The organism is Mesorhizobium sophorae (assembly GCF_002270415.1).
Lineage (GTDB): Bacteria > Pseudomonadota > Alphaproteobacteria > Rhizobiales > Rhizobiaceae > Mesorhizobium > Mesorhizobium sophorae.
On the sequence record NZ_NNRI01000013.1, the window covers coordinates 421,254 to 440,130 of the forward strand.

At 60.7% G+C, this 18,877-nt stretch carries 18 protein-coding genes; 10 read left to right on the forward strand and 8 right to left on the reverse strand.

The genetic code is table 11. From position 1 onward, the window contains the following. The first annotated feature begins 28 nt into the window (after window positions 1–28). Window positions 29–355 (forward strand): NIPSNAP family protein, encoded by a 327-nt coding sequence (locus tag CGZ66_RS21290; protein ID WP_095087556.1) that lies wholly within the window; start codon window positions 29–31, stop codon window positions 353–355. Between the two features lie 9 nt (window positions 356–364). Then, window positions 365–1,561, forward strand: coding sequence for a mandelate racemase/muconate lactonizing enzyme family protein (locus CGZ66_RS21295; RefSeq protein WP_095087558.1), 1,197 nt, complete (start codon window positions 365–367; stop codon window positions 1,559–1,561). 353 nt (window positions 1,562–1,914) lie between these two features. On the opposite strand, the gene CGZ66_RS21300 is transcribed toward CGZ66_RS21295, so the two are convergent. Next, window positions 1,915–3,051 carry a mandelate racemase/muconate lactonizing enzyme family protein gene (locus CGZ66_RS21300; RefSeq protein ID WP_095087559.1) on the reverse strand — a complete coding sequence of 379 codons (1,137 nt, stop codon included), beginning with the start codon at window positions 3,049–3,051 and terminating at the stop codon, window positions 1,915–1,917. 67 nt (window positions 3,052–3,118) lie between these two features. On the opposite strand from CGZ66_RS21300, the gene CGZ66_RS21305 reads away from it, so the two are divergent. After that, a complete protein-coding gene (locus CGZ66_RS21305; RefSeq protein ID WP_245331156.1) occupies window positions 3,119–3,820 on the forward strand; it encodes a GntR family transcriptional regulator in 702 nt (233 codons plus the stop codon). 18 nt (window positions 3,821–3,838) lie between these two features. On the opposite strand, the gene CGZ66_RS21310 is transcribed toward CGZ66_RS21305, so the two are convergent. Next, the gene (locus CGZ66_RS21310; protein WP_095088068.1) at window positions 3,839–4,654 is read right to left on the reverse strand and encodes an AraC family transcriptional regulator; all 816 of its coding nucleotides are present in this window, start codon (window positions 4,652–4,654) and stop codon (window positions 3,839–3,841) included. A 112-nt stretch (window positions 4,655–4,766) separates the two neighbouring features. On the opposite strand from CGZ66_RS21310, the gene CGZ66_RS21315 reads away from it, so the two are divergent. Beyond that, entirely contained in the window at window positions 4,767–5,687 is a 921-nt protein-coding gene (locus tag CGZ66_RS21315) for an NAD-dependent epimerase/dehydratase family protein (RefSeq protein ID WP_095087562.1), read from the forward strand. 8 nt (window positions 5,688–5,695) lie between these two features. Here the strand turns inward: CGZ66_RS21315 and CGZ66_RS21320 are convergent, their stop codons facing one another. Genes CGZ66_RS21320 through CGZ66_RS21330 form a run of 3 tightly spaced genes read right to left on the reverse strand, consistent with a single transcriptional unit; the run spans window position 5,696 to window position 9,250 of the window. Beyond that, complete coding sequence (locus CGZ66_RS21320) at window positions 5,696–6,511, reverse strand: alpha/beta hydrolase (RefSeq protein WP_095087564.1); 816 nt, start codon at window positions 6,509–6,511, stop codon at window positions 5,696–5,698. A 7-nt stretch (window positions 6,512–6,518) separates the two neighbouring features. Beyond that, window positions 6,519–8,006 carry an NAD-dependent succinate-semialdehyde dehydrogenase gene (locus CGZ66_RS21325; protein ID WP_095087565.1) on the reverse strand — a complete coding sequence of 496 codons (1,488 nt, stop codon included), beginning with the start codon at window positions 8,004–8,006 and terminating at the stop codon, window positions 6,519–6,521. Then, a complete protein-coding gene (locus tag CGZ66_RS21330) occupies window positions 8,003–9,250 on the reverse strand; it encodes an iron-containing alcohol dehydrogenase (RefSeq protein WP_095088071.1) in 1,248 nt (415 codons plus the stop codon). The genes CGZ66_RS21325 and CGZ66_RS21330 overlap by 4 nt, the downstream gene beginning before the upstream one ends. Window positions 9,251–9,507: 257 nt before the next feature. On the opposite strand from CGZ66_RS21330, the gene CGZ66_RS21335 reads away from it, so the two are divergent. The 5 genes from CGZ66_RS21335 to CGZ66_RS21355 all read left to right on the forward strand — a co-directional run bounded on the left by CGZ66_RS21335 (window position 9,508) and on the right by CGZ66_RS21355 (window position 14,460). Further along, window positions 9,508–10,206 (forward strand): GntR family transcriptional regulator, encoded by a 699-nt coding sequence (locus tag CGZ66_RS21335; RefSeq protein WP_095087567.1) that lies wholly within the window; start codon window positions 9,508–9,510, stop codon window positions 10,204–10,206. Window positions 10,207–10,226: 20 nt separating this feature from the next. Next, window positions 10,227–11,792: a sugar ABC transporter ATP-binding protein gene (locus CGZ66_RS21340; protein WP_245331157.1), complete on the forward strand. Its 1,566-nt coding sequence runs from the start codon at window positions 10,227–10,229 to the stop codon at window positions 11,790–11,792. Then, complete coding sequence (locus CGZ66_RS21345) at window positions 11,789–12,781, forward strand: ABC transporter permease (protein ID WP_095087570.1); 993 nt, start codon at window positions 11,789–11,791, stop codon at window positions 12,779–12,781. Before CGZ66_RS21340 ends, CGZ66_RS21345 begins: the two co-directional genes overlap by 4 nt. Window positions 12,782–12,842: 61 nt before the next feature. Next, the gene (locus CGZ66_RS21350; RefSeq protein WP_095087571.1) at window positions 12,843–13,793 is read left to right on the forward strand and encodes a substrate-binding domain-containing protein; all 951 of its coding nucleotides are present in this window, start codon (window positions 12,843–12,845) and stop codon (window positions 13,791–13,793) included. Between the two features lie 73 nt (window positions 13,794–13,866). Beyond that, on the forward strand, window positions 13,867–14,460 hold the full coding sequence (locus CGZ66_RS21355; protein ID WP_095087573.1) for a DJ-1/PfpI family protein: 594 nt from the start codon (window positions 13,867–13,869) through the stop codon (window positions 14,458–14,460). 63 nt (window positions 14,461–14,523) lie between these two features. On the opposite strand, the gene CGZ66_RS21360 is transcribed toward CGZ66_RS21355, so the two are convergent. Together CGZ66_RS21360 and CGZ66_RS21365 are read right to left on the reverse strand one after the other, a co-directional pair. Continuing rightward, window positions 14,524–15,420: an NAD-dependent epimerase/dehydratase family protein gene (locus tag CGZ66_RS21360; protein ID WP_095087574.1), complete on the reverse strand. Its 897-nt coding sequence runs from the start codon at window positions 15,418–15,420 to the stop codon at window positions 14,524–14,526. A gap of 89 nt (window positions 15,421–15,509) precedes the next feature. Then, window positions 15,510–16,667, reverse strand: coding sequence for a mandelate racemase/muconate lactonizing enzyme family protein (locus CGZ66_RS21365; protein WP_095087576.1), 1,158 nt, complete (start codon window positions 16,665–16,667; stop codon window positions 15,510–15,512). A gap of 260 nt (window positions 16,668–16,927) precedes the next feature. On the opposite strand from CGZ66_RS21365, the gene CGZ66_RS21370 reads away from it, so the two are divergent. Next, window positions 16,928–17,968: an aldo/keto reductase gene (locus CGZ66_RS21370; RefSeq protein WP_095087578.1), complete on the forward strand. Its 1,041-nt coding sequence runs from the start codon at window positions 16,928–16,930 to the stop codon at window positions 17,966–17,968. 166 nt (window positions 17,969–18,134) lie between these two features. Here CGZ66_RS21370 and CGZ66_RS21375 read toward each other — a convergent pair whose 3' ends face one another. Beyond that, window positions 18,135–18,836 (reverse strand): FadR/GntR family transcriptional regulator, encoded by a 702-nt coding sequence (locus CGZ66_RS21375; protein ID WP_245331158.1) that lies wholly within the window; start codon window positions 18,834–18,836, stop codon window positions 18,135–18,137. Window positions 18,837–18,877 lie beyond the last annotated feature (41 nt).

The following is an 18,877-nucleotide window of genomic DNA, read 5'->3' on the forward strand; positions in this document are numbered from 1 at the left end:
AGAGGCGAAGAAAGAAACGGACGAAACCATGATCTACGAACTGCGTATCTATGACTGCCTGCCGGGCAGGCTGCCGGCTTTGCTCAAGCGCTTTTCCGACCAAACGCTGGCCATCTGGGAGAGGCATGGCATCCGCCAAGCCGGGTTTTTCACCACGGCTATCGGCGAAAACAGCAATCGCCTCACCTATTTCCTCGCCTGGGAATCGCTGGCCGAGCGTGAGGTGAAATGGGCGGCTTTCGTCGCCGATCCGGGATGGCACAGGGCTCGGGACGAGTCTGAGCGCGACGGGCAGATCATTGCCAATATCAGCAGCCAGCTGCTTACGCCGACAGCTTTCTCGTCTGTGAAATAGGACTGCGCCATGAAGATCACCGACCTGCGCTGCGCCGTCATCGGGCGGCATCCCATCGTTCGCGTCGTCACTGACGAGGGCCTCTACGGTCTGGGCGAGGTGGAGTACACCAAGCCTTATCTCAAGCCTTGGGTGCTGCATTTTCGCGACGCACTGATCGGCGAGGACCCGACCGACGTCGAGCGCTGCATGCTGAAGATCCGCCAGCGCGGCTCGTTCAAGCCCTATGGCGCCGCTGTCTCTGCAATCGAGCATGCCTTGTGGGACATCGCCGGCAAGGCGGCAGGCATTCCGGTCTACAAATTGCTCGGCGGCAAGGTCCGCGACAAGGTGCGGGTCTATAACGGCTCCATCCGCAAAAAAAGGACCGGCGACAGGCCCGAGGACTATGCGGCGGATGTCAAATGGATGATGGAGCGGCCGCAGAACTTCTTCATGGTGAAACAGGGGATCAGCTTCCACTCCAACATGAAGACGAGCGTACCCGACTTCCATTACGGAGTCCGGCAGCCGCCGACCTATCACGGCGCGATGGACCAGGGGCAGATCAGCGAGCGCGGCATGGCGCATATGATCGACTGCGTCATCGCCATGAAGGAAGTGCTCGGCGACAAGGTTTCGCTCGCGCTGGATTGCGGCCCCGGCTGGTTCCTGCCCGACGCCATCCGCTTCGCGCAGGCGGTGGAAAAATACAATCTCATGTGGCTCGAGGACATGCTGACGGGCGACTATGTGCCGTGGGTCAATCCGCAGGCCTACCGCGAACTCACCACATCCACCTCCACGCCCATCCACACGGGAGAGCAGATCTACCTGCGTCACAACTTCAAGGAACTGATCGAAACGCAGGCGGTCCGTATCATCGGTCCGGACCCCGCCGATATTGGTGGCATCGCCGAGCTCAAATGGGTGGCCGAGCACGCCTATATGCACTCGATCCTGATGGCGCCGCACGGCACCGCGAATGGCCTCCTCGGCCTCGGCGCGCTGATCAATGTTTGCGCCACCTTGCCCGCCAACTACATCGCCTTCGAATACCCGAGCGCCTCGGACCCTTGGTGGAACGACATCGTCATCGGCCTGCCCAATCAGATTGTGAAGGATTCGATGATTGATCTGCTCGAAGCCCCCGGGCTTGGTCTGGACATCGACGCCAAGGCCGCCAAGAAGTATCTGCTGGAAGAGGACGCCGGGTTCTTCGACTGAACCACCCCGATTGAGCGAGACCGCGCCTTACGTGGCCGCCATGCCTTCCGAAGCCGCTGACATACTCGTCATAGTCCTTGATCAGGACATCAACTATCGCTGCGGCACGAGGCTTACCATTTGCCTCGTCAGTACCGTCAATCAATGTGCCATCGAGCCGGGGAAAATCGTCCTGACGCCCGGTGTCCTTTTTGGGCCCAATCTGCTCAGCTGTGGACTCATAGGAATCCACGCCGGTTTTTGTAACGTCCGCCGACCTTCTGTCTGAGATATTAATCACATAATCTGAAACATCGCAACAGTGTTAGCGCCGTCTACTCGACAGGTCAGGCTATTCGGAACAGGCGTTACTGTTACAGCGCGGTTCGCGCGTCGACAGGCGGCCTGTCGAGTTGATCGTGCGGCAGCACGTCTGGCTGTGCCCATTGCCTGCGGGCCGCTTCGGAGAGGACAAGGCCATGGCCCGGGCGCTCGGGGGCCTGAATCCACCCATCGACGATTGCCATAGGCTCATCGACAAGGTGGTTCAGATTCTGGAAGGAATATTCGAGCCACTCGACTTCGGGCAGGGCGCAGGCCATGTGCACCCCGATTTCAAGAAACGTATTGCCGAGGGTCACCGGGATGCCGAGTTCCGCCGCCAGCCGGCCGATGCGCATCACGTCGGTCACCTGTCCATGAACATTCAGCATGTCGGTCGCCCCGGCCTGCATCAACAGGCGCTTGCCGGCGGCATCGAGATATTCGCCTGAATTGATCATGGTTTGGGGGGTTGCCGCCTTGAGCATCCGAAGGCCTTCGAAGTCATGGCGCAGAATCGGATCCTCAACCCATAGGAGTTCATAGCCAAGGTTATGAATTTTATGGATTTTTACCGATGCTTCCTTTGCGCCCCAAGCCTCGTTTGCATCGATCATGATCGATGCGCCCGGCCGCACCGTCTTTCTCAACAGCTCCAGCCGGGACAAGTCGCGGTCGAAATCGGGGTGCCCCACCTTGATCTTGAACGCGCGGTACCCGAGGGCGTCGGCATGGGCAAAAAACGTTTGGAACTCATCGTCGCCAAGGTGGAAATCGAGACCTGAGGCATAGGCTCTCACGCGCTTGCGGCGGCTTCCCAGCAGGCTGTGCAACGGTAGGCCGGCCTGCTTGGCGCTCAGATCCCACAAGGCAACCTGAAGGGCTTCTTCGAAAGGCAAGCCGAAGAGGCGCCGGTTGCCGCCGCGCGGCCGCTGGACCCGGTGCACGAGCGCCAGCGGCGCCTGTCCGACAAGACCGGGCCAGACCTCTTCCTCAAAAACGCGGACGATCTCCGCCTGGGCGGGTAAAGGGTGAAACAAGCTCTGCACAAAGCCCAGTCCGATTTGGCCGTCCTCGCCAACGAGCTCGAGCGCGGCTACATGCACCGCATCGATGCGCACCTGACTGTCACCTATGATACGGTCACGAGCGAATTGATAACGAGTGATGCGGTATTCTGCGATGCGCATATTAAGTCTCTATATCTGATATGCCAGAATGTTGTTTAGATATTTCAGATTCAGTGAGGTGAAGCAAGTGGCAGAGCGTGAAAGGAAGCCCGACGGAAACGACGGAGCGGCAGCGGGCCAACGCCTTGGCGATCGTGCCTACACGCGAATTCTCGAAACGCTGTTTGACAGAAAGATCCCCGCAGGGGCCTTTCTGTCGCAAGGCGATCTCGTCAAAATGCTCCAGATCCCGGTTGCGCCGCTGCGCGATGCACTCAAGCTGCTCGAGGCGGATGGGATCGTCATCATCCACTCGCGGTCGGGCATCCAGTTCGTGAAGCCCGGGTTCGAATTGACCAGATCGACCTATCAGTTTCGCAGCATTCTGGAACGGGCGGCGACAGGTGTTTACGCGCAAACCGCCGAAGAGGCGGAGTTAGCGGAACTGGAACGACGACATCTGGCGACCATCGAAGAGATCGAGCGCACCGGGCTCACCGACCATGTCAGAGCCGACCTCGAGGAACTCGAGACCTTGCTGCATCACTCCATCATTGCCAGCCTGAACAATCCATTGATCGAGAGTTCTTACAAGCGGCTGCACAACTACGTTCGGCTGATCCGGCTGGACAGAAAAGTCACCGTGCCACTCGTGCTGCAATCCCTGCGCGAGCACATGCAGGTCATCCTGGCATGCAAGGCACGTGACCCGGAGGCAGCAGCAGCGGCGATGCAGGCGCATCTGGCATCGGCCCTGCAGCGGGGCCTGGGGCTTTACTACGGTTACTAGGCTCAGGACCCTGACGCGTCAGGCAACGGAGCGCGACCGTTCGATGCCACGAGGCGTTTCGCCGATCTCGCGCCGCATCCAATGGGAAAGGTGGGATTGGTGAGCGAAGCCCGTCAGATGCGCCACCTCGCTGATGCTCAAGTCGCTTGCCAACAGCAACAAACGCGCCCTTTCGACCCGGCGACGAAGCACATAGCGATGAACGGTCAGTCCCGTCGCAGCTTTGAACCAGGTTCTGAGGTGTGAATTGCTGACCCCAGCGACCCTGCTCAATGTTTCCAGGGACAGCGGGGTTTGGATTTGGGCTTCGATGAAGTCGACTACACGCTTTAGTTGGATCTCCGACAAACGGCTTGCTCGCTCGGTCTCCTTTTCATCAAGACCCAGCAGGCGAACCGCCAGCGCAACGCCGATGCTGTCCGCGAACAGCGATCCGCTCGGTGTGCCTGAGCGGAAATCTTTCTCGAGCGCGCGCGCGAGATGCTCAATCCGTTCGTCACGGAGAAGGTGACGCGTCTCAAGCCGTCGAAGGCTCCCCGAACCCAGTTCCGCAGCGACGTTCTCCATCAAGGCTGGTGAGAGGCTGAGTTCAATGGTGTTGAACCGCGTCTCGGCTTCAAATCCTCCTTCTTCTCCCGCGGGCACGAGATCGATATCGCCGGCGCGCCGTACGAAATACCTCCCAACCTGGCTGCAATAGGAACGCGTCGCTGCGCTTGCGTGGACGAAGACGCGGTGCCGATGGGCTTGGGGTAATTGGAAGCTGCCGGCCTCAACCTGCAATGCCGCGACGGTAACGGCGTTGGCTGCGGACGAAGCAAACTGCGGATGCATGGGCGGCCTCAACGATTGGCGAAACATGCTGAACATTTGGCGAATGCCGCGCGATTTTCAATGCGTTGCCTCGCTAACGTTGACGGTATCGCAATGTTCGAAGGGATTTGACATGAGTACCTATGTTGTTGTGGGCGCCGGTCCGGTGGGGCTCGAAACCGCTCGCCTGCTTGGAGAAGACGGACATGAAGTTGTTCTCACAAGCCGAGGTGTCGGCTCCATTGATCTGAAGCACGTGCGCGCGGTCCAGGGAGATGCCACGGACGCCGACGCGCTTGCGCGGATTAGCCGGGGCGCGGACGCCATTTTCATGTGCGCCATGGCCGCCTATGACCGTTGGCCAACTGATTTTTTCCCGATCATGGATGGGGTAACGCGCGCGGCCGAGATGATCAGCGCAAAACTGATCGTTCTGGGAAATCTCTATGGATACGGCGCAAATGCCAAGGGCCAGCTTCGCCCCGATCTGCCGCTTGATCCCACCTCGCGCAAGGGCACCGTTCGAACCATAATGTGGCAGCGAGCCCTTGGCGCCGGTGTTCCCACCATTGAGGTTCGTTCCAGCGATTACCTTGGATACGGCGCAGTCACCTACTTCTCGATTTTGGCATTGCCTTCTCTGTTGGAGGCGAAACCCGTTACCTTCCTGGGCAATCTTGATGCGGATCATGCCTGGACCTTCACGAAGGACGTGGCCAGAACACTTGTGGCTGCCTCATCCTATGCTGGAGAATGGGGCCGTGCATTTCACGTTCCGTCCCAGCATGCTTCGCCCCGGGTCATCATGCAGAAGACCTCGGCGATGCTGGGAAAAAAACTTCCCGAAGTCAGCACCTACTCGCATGCCCAGATGGACGCGTTGGGGATGCACGAACTCGTGGAAATGAGCTACCTCTTCGAAAGTCCGTTGCTGGTCGATTCCTCCGATTCCGAGGCGATCCTGGGAGTGTCGGCACAGAGTATCGATGTCATGATCGCCGACACGCTTCGCGAACATATCCAGTTGCCTGCCGAGCATGGCCGGCATGGTTGACCGGGGTTTCAGGCTGCCGCGACGTGGGCCAGCAGTGACGCGGCATCGGTGCCTGCCAAGCCAAGGTCGCGGACGCTGCTCATGTGGTTGGCAGCTGCAAGGGTCGTGCGTGAAACATCCAGTCCTTGTTGCTCCAGGTGGTCCGCATAGATTGCGGCCTGGCCGTGGAAGGGAGGCGTTTCGTCGGCTCCGACCGAGATTTCGACAGCCACTGTCGGATCGCAGGTTTTGCTGATTGGCGAGAACCGGCGGACCTCTTCGTCTGTGATCGCAATCTCGCTGGCAAGGAATGAGGTCTGCAATGGTTTCAGGTCGTAGAGGCCGCCAAGCAGCAGTGCGGCTCTTATGCCGCATGGCCGGCTATCGTCATCAAAAAGCATTGTTGCCAGATGCGCTCCGGCTGAATGACCGCTAACGGTCAGCCGGCCGGGATCGCCCCCATAGTCCGCGATGTGGTCGGCTACCCACTGTCTGGCGCGGCGTACCTGGTCCACGATCGCCGCCATTCTAACGGCGGGCATGAGGGCGTAGTCGACAATGACCGCGATCGCACCTGCAGAGGTGACGGTCTCGGCGACATAGGAATAGTCGCGTTTGGAGAACATCCTCCAGTAGCCACCGTGGATGAACATGTGCACCGGCAGGCGCTCGCGTTTGCCTTTCGGGAAGAACAGATCAACGGTTTCAGTTGCATCAGGTCCGTAGGCTACGTCGGCGACCATGGGTATGTTCGCCCTGCTTTGTGTGCTGCGGCGAACAATCTCGGCGACGATGGCGTCGAACTCGGCCACGTGATCGCGAATGCGGAACGGATCTTTTTGCATCGTATGCTCAGATGGTCACGGCGATGTACTTCGCCTCCATGAACTCGGCAACGCCGTGCTTCTGCCCACCTTCGCGGCCCAGTCCGCTCTGCTTGACCCCGCCAAAGGGCGCCGCAGGATCCGACATCAGGCCGCGGTTCAGGGCGATCATGCCCGACTCGATCTTCGATGCCACACGCATTCCCCTGGCTAGGTCGCGCGTATAGATGTAGGCGGCGAGACCGTATTCGGTGTCGTTGGCCTTTGCGATCACTTCCGCCTCGCTGTCGAAGCGCAGAAGCGGAGCCACCGGACCGAATATCTCCTCATGGGCCATGACAGCGTCAGGGGGCACGTCGCGAAGCACTGTCGGCGGGTAGAAGTAGCCCTTGCCTTCGGCGATCGTCCCTCCGCACAGAACCTTGGCACCACGGGCAACTGCGTCCTGGACGAGCCGATCGATCTTGTCCACGGCCTTCCTGGTGATCATCGGGCCGCATTCGGTTTCCGAGTCTGTGCCAGGGCCTACCTGGAGGGCTGCCATGCGTTTGCGCAATCCATCGGCGAAGGCATCATGGATGCCGGCCTGGACGTAAAGCCGGTTGGCGGCGGTGCAGGCTTCGCCGGCATTGCGCATCTTGGCAACCATCGCACCGTCGAGCGCTGCCTCCAGGTCGGCGTCGTCGAACACAACGAACGGTGCGTTGCCGCCAAGTTCCATCGAACAGGAGATGACGTGTTTTGCGGCTTCAGCCAGGAGCACGCGGCCGATGCCTGTCGAGCCGGTGAATGACAGTTTTCTCACTCTTGGGTCGGCAAGCATGGCGGCCGTCACCGGCCCGGGGCTTGAGGTCGTCAGCACGTTGACGACGCCAGGCGGCACGCCTGCTTCCTCATACAGGGCTGCAAGCGCGTAGGCCGTTAGCGGCGTCTCGCTGGCGGGCTTCAAGATAACGGTGCAGCCTGCCGCGAGCGCCGGCGCGATCTTGCGTGTCGCCATGGCGGCGGGGAAATTCCATGGCGTGATAAGCACGCAAATGCCGATGGGCTGATAGTCGACGACGATCCGGTTCGCGCCCGAGGGGGCGAGACCGAACTCGCCGCTGATGCGAACAGCCTCCTCGGCGTTCCAGCGAAAAAATTCCGCCGCGTAGGCGACTTCGCCGCGCGCATCGCGCAGCGCCTTGCCGTTTTCCAGCGAGATCAGCGCAGCCAACGTGTCCGCCCGTTCGGTCATCAGTTCGAAGCAACGCCGCAGGATTTCCGAACGCCTGCGTGGCGGGGTTTCACGCCAACCGGCCGCTGCCTTCGCAGCCGCGTCGACGGCGAGGGCAGCATCGGCGAGCGTGGCGTCGGGGACCGCCGCGATCACCGCCTCGGTCGATGGATCGATCACTTCAATCACACGGCCATCCGACGACGGCTGCCAGCGGCCACCAATGTAGAGACCGTGCGAAAACGTGGCGTAGTCGGACATACTTTCATCCTCGTCGAATATGTCTGCGGAAATGTTCATTGGACCAGCTCCTGTCGCATCGTGGCTGCAGACATATCGCCGTCGTAAGCGGCTCTGATCAGTCGTCGCATCGCGGTGAGGTCGAAGGGGCGGGGATTGTTCTTGATCAGCCGGTCGATGCCGAGCGCCTGCTCAGCCGTCCAGTCGATCTTGTCCTCGGGAAGACCAAGTTCAGCCAATGTCGGCGTGATGCCGATGGCACCGAACAGCCGGCTCACCTCGCTTATGGTGGCATGCGCCAGCGCATCAGGTCCGCTGCTGCTCCGATCTGACAGGCCGAGGGCGGTGCCGACTTCGGCAATTTCCGGGGCCGCCGCCGCAAGATTGTATGTCATCACATAAGGCATCATGGTGGCGACGCCGAGTCCATGCGGCGTGTGGGTGATCGCGCCGACGGGATACTGCACCGCATGAGCGGCAGCCGTTCCAGCCGTGCCGAAGGCGCAGCCTGCGGCCAGCGCCCCCATCATGACGTCGGCGCGTGCATTTTCGTCCGATCCGTCGCGATATGCCTTTTCCAGGCTGCGGCCAAGCAATCTGATGGCCAGAAGCGCGAAATGGTCGGTCAGAGCGCTCTTGCCGACGAACACATGCTGTTGCGGCAAATTTGGATCAATGCCGCGCTTAGCCGCCGTGAAGGCTTCGATTGCATGCGTCAGCGCGTCGGCGCCGGCGATCGCCGTCAGGGAAGGTGGACATGTGGCCGTGAGATCCGGATCGCAGAGTGCCACCGCGGCGATGAGATGAGGACTCGAGATGCCGACTTTCAGCGTTTGCTCCGGATCGGATATCACGGCGACGGGGGTCACCTCCGAGCCGGTGCCAGCCGTTGTCGGCACGGCGATCACGGGGAGGGTAGGGCCTGGCACCTTGAACTCGCCATAGTAGTCCTGAAGCCTGCCGCCATGGCTGAGCAAAAGTGCGGCGCATTTTGCCATGTCGAGGCAGCTGCCGCCGCCGATCCCGATGACCATGTCCGGCTTGTAATCCATCGCCTCCGCAATGCAGGCGGCGACGCTATCGCGGGGCACATCCGGCAGCGTTCGGTCGTAGACCAGCGTCTCCACCGCGGCTTCGCGCAAGCCGGCAAGAATCTCGGCGAACTCAGTTGTCGTGGCGAAACGCCCATCAGTGCAGACGAACGCACGCCGTCCATACCTGGCGGCAACGGCTGGCAGCACATGGCGCTGGCCTTTGCCGAACAGGATCTCGCGCGGCAGGCGCACGGCTGCGAACAACGTCATGGACAGCATCCTTCGAAGAGAGGTTGAGAACTGAGTGAATTGGGGCAGAGACCGGCCCCGATCTCGAAGTCGTCGTTCAAAGCGCGAGCGCGCCTGCCGGACGCCCCGAAACCGGGGACGATGCCTGGGTGCGCGAGATCTGCTCTCGCGGCGCCTTGAGTTGGTTTCACGAATATCCCCTATAAAATCGTATAGGATATAGTATTGAATTGGCCGAAGCATCATGTTAGTGGGTGCTCCTGTCAAGAGGTAAAACCATGCAGAACCCCGACCTGACGGTTGACAATGAAGCCCGCCTGAGCGGCCGCATTCAGCGTGCCAACAGCCTGGCTGGCGATGTGTACGAGGCGATCTTCGGGCAATTGATGTCGCTGCGGATTGCTCCGGGATCGCGCATCACCGTCGATAACCTCGTCAAGGAATTCAACGTCTCGCATACTCCCATTCGCGAAGCGCTTGGCCGGCTGGAAGGCGAGGGGCTGGTGGTCAAAACCCACCTGATCGGCTTTCGGGCCGCACCGCAGATCACCCGCCGCCGCTTTGACGAGCTCTATGAGCTGCGTCTTCTGCTCGAGCCCGCTGCGGCAGCCAAAGCCACCGCAACGCTCGATGACGAGCGTCTAGCCGTACTGCAGGAGGCCGCAGGCGTCATGGCCCGGCGAGTGGGGAAGGACGAACGCCTGCGCTATTCGAACTTCGCCCGCCAGGATGCGATCTTCCATGACAAGATCGTGGAGTTCGCTCAGAACGAGCTCATTCGCGAGACCCTGAATCACCAGCATACCCATTTCCACATCTTCCGCCTGATGTACCACTCGCGAGTGACCGAAGAGGCGCTCGACGAGCACGAGGCAATTCTCGCCGCCTTTTCCGCGGGTGACCCGGACGCCGCTGAAAAAGCGATGCGTGTGCACATCGAGAATTCCCGGGACCGGCTCCTGCCTGCGTTCGAGTAGCCGTTGCGATGTCCCTTGCCATGCGATTTGAGACAGATACCGGCACCTTGCCGGCGCGGCCTGAACGGCAAGCTGAGCCCGTGCTGCGCGCCGAGGGCCTTTCAAGGAAATACGGCCCGGTCACAGTACTCTCGGATGTGACGCTGGATATCTTGCCGGGCGAGATCCACGCGATCATCGGGGAGAACGGCGCGGGCAAGTCGACGTTCATGCGACTGCTGTCCGGCTACATCGAGCCGACCCAAGGCATGTTGTCCATGGCCGGAAATCGGGTGCGCTTCACCAAGCCTGATCAGGCTCAGGCAGCCGGCATTGCGCTCGTTCACCAGGAAATCCTGCTGGCCGAAGCACTCACCGTTACCGACAACCTTTTCCTCGGCCGAGAACTCACGAGGGGCGGCCTTGTCGACGACAAGGGCATGCGTCATGTCGCGGCGGCGAAACTGGCTGAGATCGGCTGCGCGGTGTCGCCAACCTCATTGGTGCGAGACATCTCACTGGCCGACCGCCAGCTCGTCCAGATCGCCCGTGCTTTGCTCGACGAGCATCGCCTCGTCATCTTTGACGAGCCGACAGCGGTGCTGACCGGGGAGGAAGTCGAGCGCCTGCTTGCCATCATCTTTGGCCTCAAGTCGCGCGGCATTGCCGTCCTCTATATCAGCCACCGCCTCGACGAGGTTCAGCGGCTGGCAGACAAGGTGACTGTCTTGCGTGACGGCAAGATGGTGGGCACCTACCCGGGGCATTCATTGAGCCAGTTCGACATGGCGCGGCTCATGGTGGGCCGTGAGCTCGCCGCGCTCTATCCGCAGAAGCGCGCAGTGCGGACGAACCAGCCAATGCTGAGCGTGCGGAACGCAAGGGTGCCCGGCTACGTGCAGGACGTGTCCTTCACCGTTCACAAGGGCGAGATTCTCGGCTTTGCCGGGATGATCGGGGCAGGGCGGACCGAGCTCTTCGAAGGCATCCTGGGTTTGCGGCCGGCGAATGCGGCCATCGAGCTGAACGGTTCCCCAGTGCATATTCGTTCGCAGCGGGAAGCCATGGATGCCGGCATCGGCTACCTCACGGAGGACCGCAAGGGCAAGGGTCTGCTCCTGCAGGAAGAATTGGCACCGAACCTCACTCTATCCGCGCTTGCCCGCTTTCATCCCGGTCTCATGGTTCGACGGCGCTCCGAGGCGCAGGCGCTGGCGCAAGCCGTTTCCAGCTACGACATCCGGGTGAAGAGCCTGAATGTCAAAGCCGGACAGCTTTCAGGCGGCAACCAGCAGAAGCTGCTTTTGGCCAAGGTCCTGCTGACCGAACCTTCAGTCGTCGTCATCGATGAGCCGACGCGCGGCATCGATATCGCCAACAAAGCCCAGATCTACGCCTTCATCCAGGAATTGGTCGCCCAGGGCAAAGCCTGCGTCGTCATCTCCTCGGAGATGCAGGAGTTGGTCGGCATCTGCGATCGCATCGTGGTGATGCGCGAGGGCAGGATCAGCGGCGAGGTATCGGGTGAGGCGATGACCGAGAGCAACATCGCGCTGCTTGCGACCAGCGAGAGGGGTCACGACGTTGACCCCGGAGGAAAACTGTGACCGCACTGACAAGTTCCACGCCAGCCCGCACCGAACGACAATACCATGTTTCGTGGGCCGATGCCGGACCCTTCCTCGCGCTCGTCGCGCTGCTGGTCATCGGGTTTCTGGTCAATCCCGATTTCCTCTCGGCGACCAATCTCGGCAACGTCGTCACGCGCAGCGCCTACGTCGCGATAATTGCCGTTGGCGCGACGTTCGTGATTTCCTCCGGCGGCCTCGACCTCTCCGTCGGTTCGATGGTCGCCTTCATCGCGGGCATTACCATCATGTTCATGAACATGATGGCGCCGAGCCTCGGTCTGTGGGCAATCCCCGCGGGCATGGCGATGGCGGTCGCCGCAGGTCTGCTATGCGGACTGGCCAACGGTCTGATCGTCACCGTCGGGAGGATCGAGCCGTTCATTGCCACGCTCGGCACGATGGGCATTTTTCGGGCACTGATCACCTATATGACGAATGGCGGCACCATCCCCATCGATCGATCGCTGCGGGAGGCCTACAGGCCGGTCTATTTCGGTACCCTCGCCGGCATTCCGGTTCCGATCCTGATTTCGGCCGTTGTGGCATCGATCGGCGCCTTCGTACTCTACAAGACCAAATACGGCCGCAAATGCGCGGCTGTCGGCGCCAATGAGGACGTCGCCCGCTATTCGGGCATCTCGGTCATCAAGACGCGAACCATCGCCTTCGTCATCCAGGGCGTGTGCGTCGCCGTCGCCGCCATCTGTTACGTGCCACGGCTTGGAGCGGCGACCCCGACCACCGGAGTGCTGTGGGAGCTGCAGGTGATAACCGCCGTGGTTATTGGCGGCACCGCTCTTCGCGGCGGCAAGGGTCACATTTGGGGGACGGTCGCAGGTGCCGTGATTCTCGAGCTCATCGCCAACCTGATGGTGCTGTCCGATTTCGTCTCCGAATACCTGGTCGCCGCGGTGCAGGGCGTCATCATCATCATCGCCATGCTCGTGCAGCGGTTTTCGAAATAACCCGTCCTTGGACCCGACGGGTGCCTTGTGTTGTCTGGTCCAAATCTCTGGGAGGTAGTTGATGTTTAGTAGAAAATGGGTCGCGGCCGCGGCAGCTGGCGCGCTGTTGTTGGCCGGCCAGGCGCTTGCAGCCGACAAGAAGGTGGTGGCGGTCTCGATCCCAGCGGCGGATCATGGCTGGACGGCTGGAATCGTGTATCACGCACAGGCTGCCGCCAAGGAAATCAACGCGGCGTTTCCGGATGTCGAGGTGGTCGTCAAGACCTCGCCATCGGCGGCCGACCAGGTGAGCGCGCTGGAGGATTTGTCCGCCAGCCGCAAGCTGGATGCCCTGGTCATCCTGCCATACACGTCCGAGGAACTGACCCAGCCGGTCAAGGCCATCAAAGATATGGGGACGTTTATTACCGTCGTCGATCGGGGGCTGACCGATGCTTCGATCCAGGACCTCTACCTTGCCGGCGACAATATCGCGGTGGGCACCAATACGGCGAAGTTCATGATCGACAAGCTGGGTGGCAAGGGCGACCTCGTCGTGCTGCGCGGAATTCCGACCGTCATCGACGACGAGCGCATCAAGGGCTTCGAGGATACGATCAAGGGCACCGGCCTGAAGGTGCTCGACATTCAATATGCCCATTGGAACAGTGATGAAGCCTTCAAGCTCATGCAGGACTACCTGGCCAAGTATCCGCATATCGACGCAGTCTGGGCCAACGACGACGATATGCTGCTCGGCGTGCTGGAGGCCGTGAAGCAGTCGGGCCGGACGGACATCAAGCTGGCGCTCGGCGGCAACGGCATGAAGGATATCGTCAAGAAAGTGATCGACGGCGATGCAATGACGCCGGTCGAGACGCCATACCCGCCGTCGATGATCAAGACGGCAATCTATATGACTGTCGCCAATCTGATTGGCCAGGCGCCGGTCCGCGGCACGGTCAAGCTTGACGCACCGCTGATCACCCAGGCCAACGCCAAGGAATACTACTTCCCCGACTCCCCGTTCTGATCCCGACTTCGAGCCCTGAGGGGCAAGACGCGGGGTGCGCCTTGCCCATCACAAACACCGAGAGGAAAGAGCCATGCCAGGCAAAAAAATCCTGATGCTGACAGGTGAGTTCACCGAGGAATATGAAATCTTCGTCTACCAGCAGGCGATGGAGGCCGTCGGCCACACTGTTCATGTCGTCTGCCCCGACAAAAACGCCGGCGACTTGATCAAGACGTCGCTGCACGACTTCGAAGGCGACCAGACCTACACGGAAAAACCCGGTCACAACGCACTGATCAACAAGACTTTTTCCGAGGCCGAGAAGCAGCTTGACCAATATCATGCGGTCTACTGCGCCGGCGGACGCGGACCGGAATACATCCGCACCGACAAGCGCGTGCAGGCGATGGTCCGCCACTTCCACGAGGCGAACAAACCGATATTTACGATCTGCCACGGCGTCCAGATCCTGGTTGCCGTGGACGGCGTCGTCCGTGGCAAGAAGGTCGGCGCGCTAGGGGCTTGCGAGCCGGAGGTGACGCTTGCTGGCGGCACCTACATCGATCTGTCACCGACCGATGCCTATGTGGATGGCACGATGGTTTCGGCCAAAGGTTGGACGGCGCTTGCGGCCTTCATCCGCGAATGCCTGAAAGTGCTGGGAACGGAAATACGCCACACGTGAGCCTGGCCCGACGCATTCCTCAGGGGGTGCGTCGGTTCCCTCGATGGGCCACGTCGTGGGCCGTCATGAACCCGCCGGGCGCGTTCGCCAATCATGTTCCTGCTTGAACCCCAGGACCTCGCGCAGCTTTCGATTTGAGATTGGCCCCTCGAACACGTCCATGGAGCGCGTAATCGGCGTGTCGGGCGCGTGCTTCTTGAGAAACTCTGCCGTTGGTATGTCCGAGACGATGTTGTCGTTGACGGCGTTGAATACCTGGAACCCCAAACCGTCCTTCTCGATGCACAAATGCACGATCTGGCCCAGGTCGCGCGCGTCCATATAGGTCCAGCCGTCGCGCCGCCGCTTTGAGGGCTCCGCCAGGAACTCCGGAAACCGGGCGTAGTCCTGCGGTTCGACAACGCCGCCGATCCTCAGAGCGTAGATATCGCTCCCTGTGCGGGTAGCGAAGGAGCGCGCGATCTTCTCGCCCAGGACTTTTGAAAGGCCATAGCTGTCGGTCGGATCGGTGTCGTAGTCCTCTTCCACCGGAAACGATGTGAAGGCGCGTTCGCCTTCGGCAAAGCACACGCCATAGACCGTTTCGCTGGAAGCTGTGACGATCTTGCGAATGCCGAGTTTGGTGGCGGCCTCGATCACATTGTAGGTCGACTGCACATTGGCGGCGAACATGGCGTTGTCCGGCCGCAGGAATATCCGCGGGATCGCCGCGAAATGGACCACGGCGCCGACCGGGCCGCGGCCCTTTCCGCCGAAATATTCGTTGAACCCGAAATGCAGCGTCAGCGCATTGTAGGTCTCGCCGGCATCCGCAAGGTTGGTGATGACAGTCTCCACCCCAGGTACATCGAGAGGTGTGAGGTCGAGGTTCAGAACCTGATGCCCGCGTTCGAGCAGATAGGGTATGACGTGGCGGCCAATCTTGCCGCTGCCACCGGTGAAAACGATCCGCTTGCCCATGGTTTCCTCCCAACGGACCTCATTTCGTCGAGCGGCAGAAACGTGGCCAAAACGCACTTCCGCTTAGCCGCATGTTGTCCGGTCAGCGCCTATTCAAAGATGCCGAAGCCAGGCACGGCGTATTTGTGCACGCCGTCCATGTTGAGCTCGACACCGATGCCGGGCGTGTCGGGTATGACGATGTGGCCATCCTCGACGATCGACTTGGCGCCATCCGGCAGGCGCACATAGCCATCCCACGCTTCCCGCTCTTCGAGGGCATGCCACTCCAGGACGAGGAAGTTCGGAACGCTCGCGCACACATGGCATGTCGCCATCGTGCCCAGCGGTGTCGACACAAGATGCGGTGCGAATGGCACGTAATACATTTCAGCGAGATTCGCGATCTTGCGGCTTTCGGCAAGGCCGCCGCATTTCGGCACGTCGGGCATGATGACGTCGGCGCCGTAATTCTGGAACAGCTCCCGGAAACCCCAGCGCAGATAAAGATTTTCGCCGACGCAGATTGGCGTCTTGGTTCGCATGCGGATCTGTTTCAGGGCCTCGACGTTCTCAGCCGGAATTGGCTCTTCCAGCCACAGAAGGTTGAACCGCTCCATCTCCGACGCTATGCGGCTGGCGCTGAGTACGTCATAGCGCGCGTGCAGGTCGATGCAGAGGTCTACGTCAGGACCGATCGCGTCGCGCACCGCCGCAACGCGCTCCACCATTGAGCGGAGCTCGGCGCCGTTGATGGTGTGGTTCACCGCATCGAACTTTGCCGGATGACGCACGTTGTCGATGTCGAATTTCACCGCCGTGAAGCCCTCGGCCACCATGCGGCGGGCGCGCGTTGCGCACCCCTGCGGCGATCCCGCTTCGTCATCGCCGTGGCCGCAATCGGCATAAAGCCTTATCCGGTCGCGGAACTTGCCGCCGAACATGCGATAGAGCGGCTGCCCCGCCGCCTTCGCAGCTACGTCCCACAGCGCCATTTCAAGCCCGGTCAGCGCGATGAGAAAGACGCCGGCCTGCGCACCGGAAAAGACATGGTCGCGACGGATCTTGTCCCAGCAATATTCGACGTTGCGGGGATCCTGGCCAATGAGTTCCGACTTCAATTCCGAAATAAGTCCGACGATCGCGGCCGCGCCCGCGTCGGGATTTGCCTCGCCATAGCCGGAGATACCGGCGTCGGTATCGATACGGATCAGGGTCGCCTTGCCGTGATAGGCGACGACCGCCGTCTTGATGTCCACGATCTTCATCGAAGCTCCTCCCGGGGTGGCTCACCCCATACCTGTGCACTCACCTTGCGGGTAAGGCCTCAACTTGTCCGATGAGCATATAAGAAGAGAAGATGAAACGTAAGCCCCCTTTTCCGACCGTTTTGCCGAATGTGTTTTTGGCAGTTACGCCGGCGCAGGACGGTTTAACGGCCCGGATGGTGGAAATTTCTATCTCCGATCAAAAATAAGGGGCAGGTCACGATTTACTTGTCAGACGAGCATATAAGTCTATAAATGTCGTGGCAAACTGGGCGACGTGCCAAGACGGGCATGCCGCCGATCAGGAGGAGCAAATGCAACAGCGACAGTTAGGATCGTCGTCGGTCAAGGTATCCAAGATTGGCCTGGGTACCTGGGGTATGTCGGGCGCGTTCTGGGGCGCGGCCAATGACAAGGAATCGATACGGGTGATTCAACGCGCCATGGAACTCGGCATTACCTTGATCGACACGGCCGAAGCCTATGGGCATGGCCATGCCGAGCAGGTTGTCGGCAAGGCGCTCGCCGGCAACCGGGAAAAAGCGGTGATCGCGACCAAGGTTGCCCCGAACCATCTCGAACCCGCGGCGCTCGAGGCGGCGCTCGACGGCTCGCTGAGACGGATGCAGACGGACTATGTGGACATCTATTTCGTCCACTGGCCGAACGCAGACTTCCCGATTGGCCCGACCATGGAAATGATGGAACAGCTGCGGTCATCCGGGCGGATCAAGGCGGTCGGCGTTTCCAATTTCAGCACTGCTGATATGAACAGCGCACGCCAGTATGGCGTCATCGACGTGCTCCAGCCTCCCTACAACATGCTGTGGCGTGAGGTTGAGGCGGAAACTCTGCCCTATTGCCGCAAGCACAATATCGGCGTCATGCCCTACAGTGGTCTTGCCCAGGGGCTGCTTACCGGCCTACTCTCGCCAGATACCAAGTTCGTCGAGGGAGACGAGCGGCGCACCACCGTGCTGTTCCAGCCGGGCACCTACGAGCGAGCCGTCGCCGCTGTCGACGCCCTCAAGCCGATTGCGGCCAACTACGGCAAGACGGTGCCACAGCTTGCGATCCAGTGGCTTACCAGCAGACCGGGCGTGAGTTCGCCGCTGGTCGGCGCGCGGACTGTCAGGGAACTTGAGGAAAACATCGAGAGCGTAGGCTGGACGATTTCCGACGCGGACGTCGCCGCCATCGACAAGCATACCACGCCTATCTGGGCGGAAATCAAGGACAAGGGCGATATGTTTGGTTTTCGCGCCCGGCAGCGCCAGGAGCGGGAAGCGAAAAGGGCTTAAAACGCGCCGCGTTGAAAGGATTCAGGCGATGCGCTTTTGCATGTCGTTGCCCCAAGACCGGGGCCAGTTCTGGGCGACATGCATTGAATCCGGCCGTGTCCTCCCAACACGCCACGGCGCGGCCAGTGAGTTTGCTGGCCGCGCCGCACCAGGGATGGTCAAACGGCTAATCCTTATACGGTAACCCGACGGCGGTGGTTGCCTTCAGGTGTCGGCGCATCGCTTCTTCCGCACGTTTTGCGTCGCGCGCAACGAGTGCCTCATAGATTGCCCTGTGATCTTCCGTCGCGAAGGACAGGGCATGAGGCATCAGATTGCTGACGCGCCGGCTCGCCGCCTGCCACCATCGCGACGAGTACATGAAGCGGTCGAGGATCCTGTTTTGGGTAGACCGGCAAATCTCCATGTGGAAGTCGAGGTCTAGCTTCAGATAGACATCCGGATTGTCCTCGGTCGCGGACATGGCTGCCAGCAGTATGCCAAGACGCTCAAGGTTTTCCTTCGTCATATGCTTGGCAGCGATGGCGGCGATGGCAGGTTCGATGATAATTCGCGTCGCGTGTGCTTCCGCCAGCAGTTGCCGGATCTGCTCGGGCGGCAGCCAGTCGATGAGCAATGGACTGAGATAGTCCCATTCCTCGGCCGGACGCAGCACCACGCGCCGTCCCTGTGCGATCTCGATCATGTCGAGGGAAGCCAGAATCTTCAACGCCTCGCGTGCCACCGCGCGCGATACCCCGAATTCTTGCAGGATCTGTTGCTCCGACGGTCCTTGGCCCCCGGAAACACCGTCGGTGGCGATGCGACGCGCGAGCACGCCTGCCACCTGCTTGGGCAAAGTTTGAAGCTTGACCTCCATGGCATCCATCATTAACATCCACTTGTCTGATAAGCTTATAGGCAGATGGC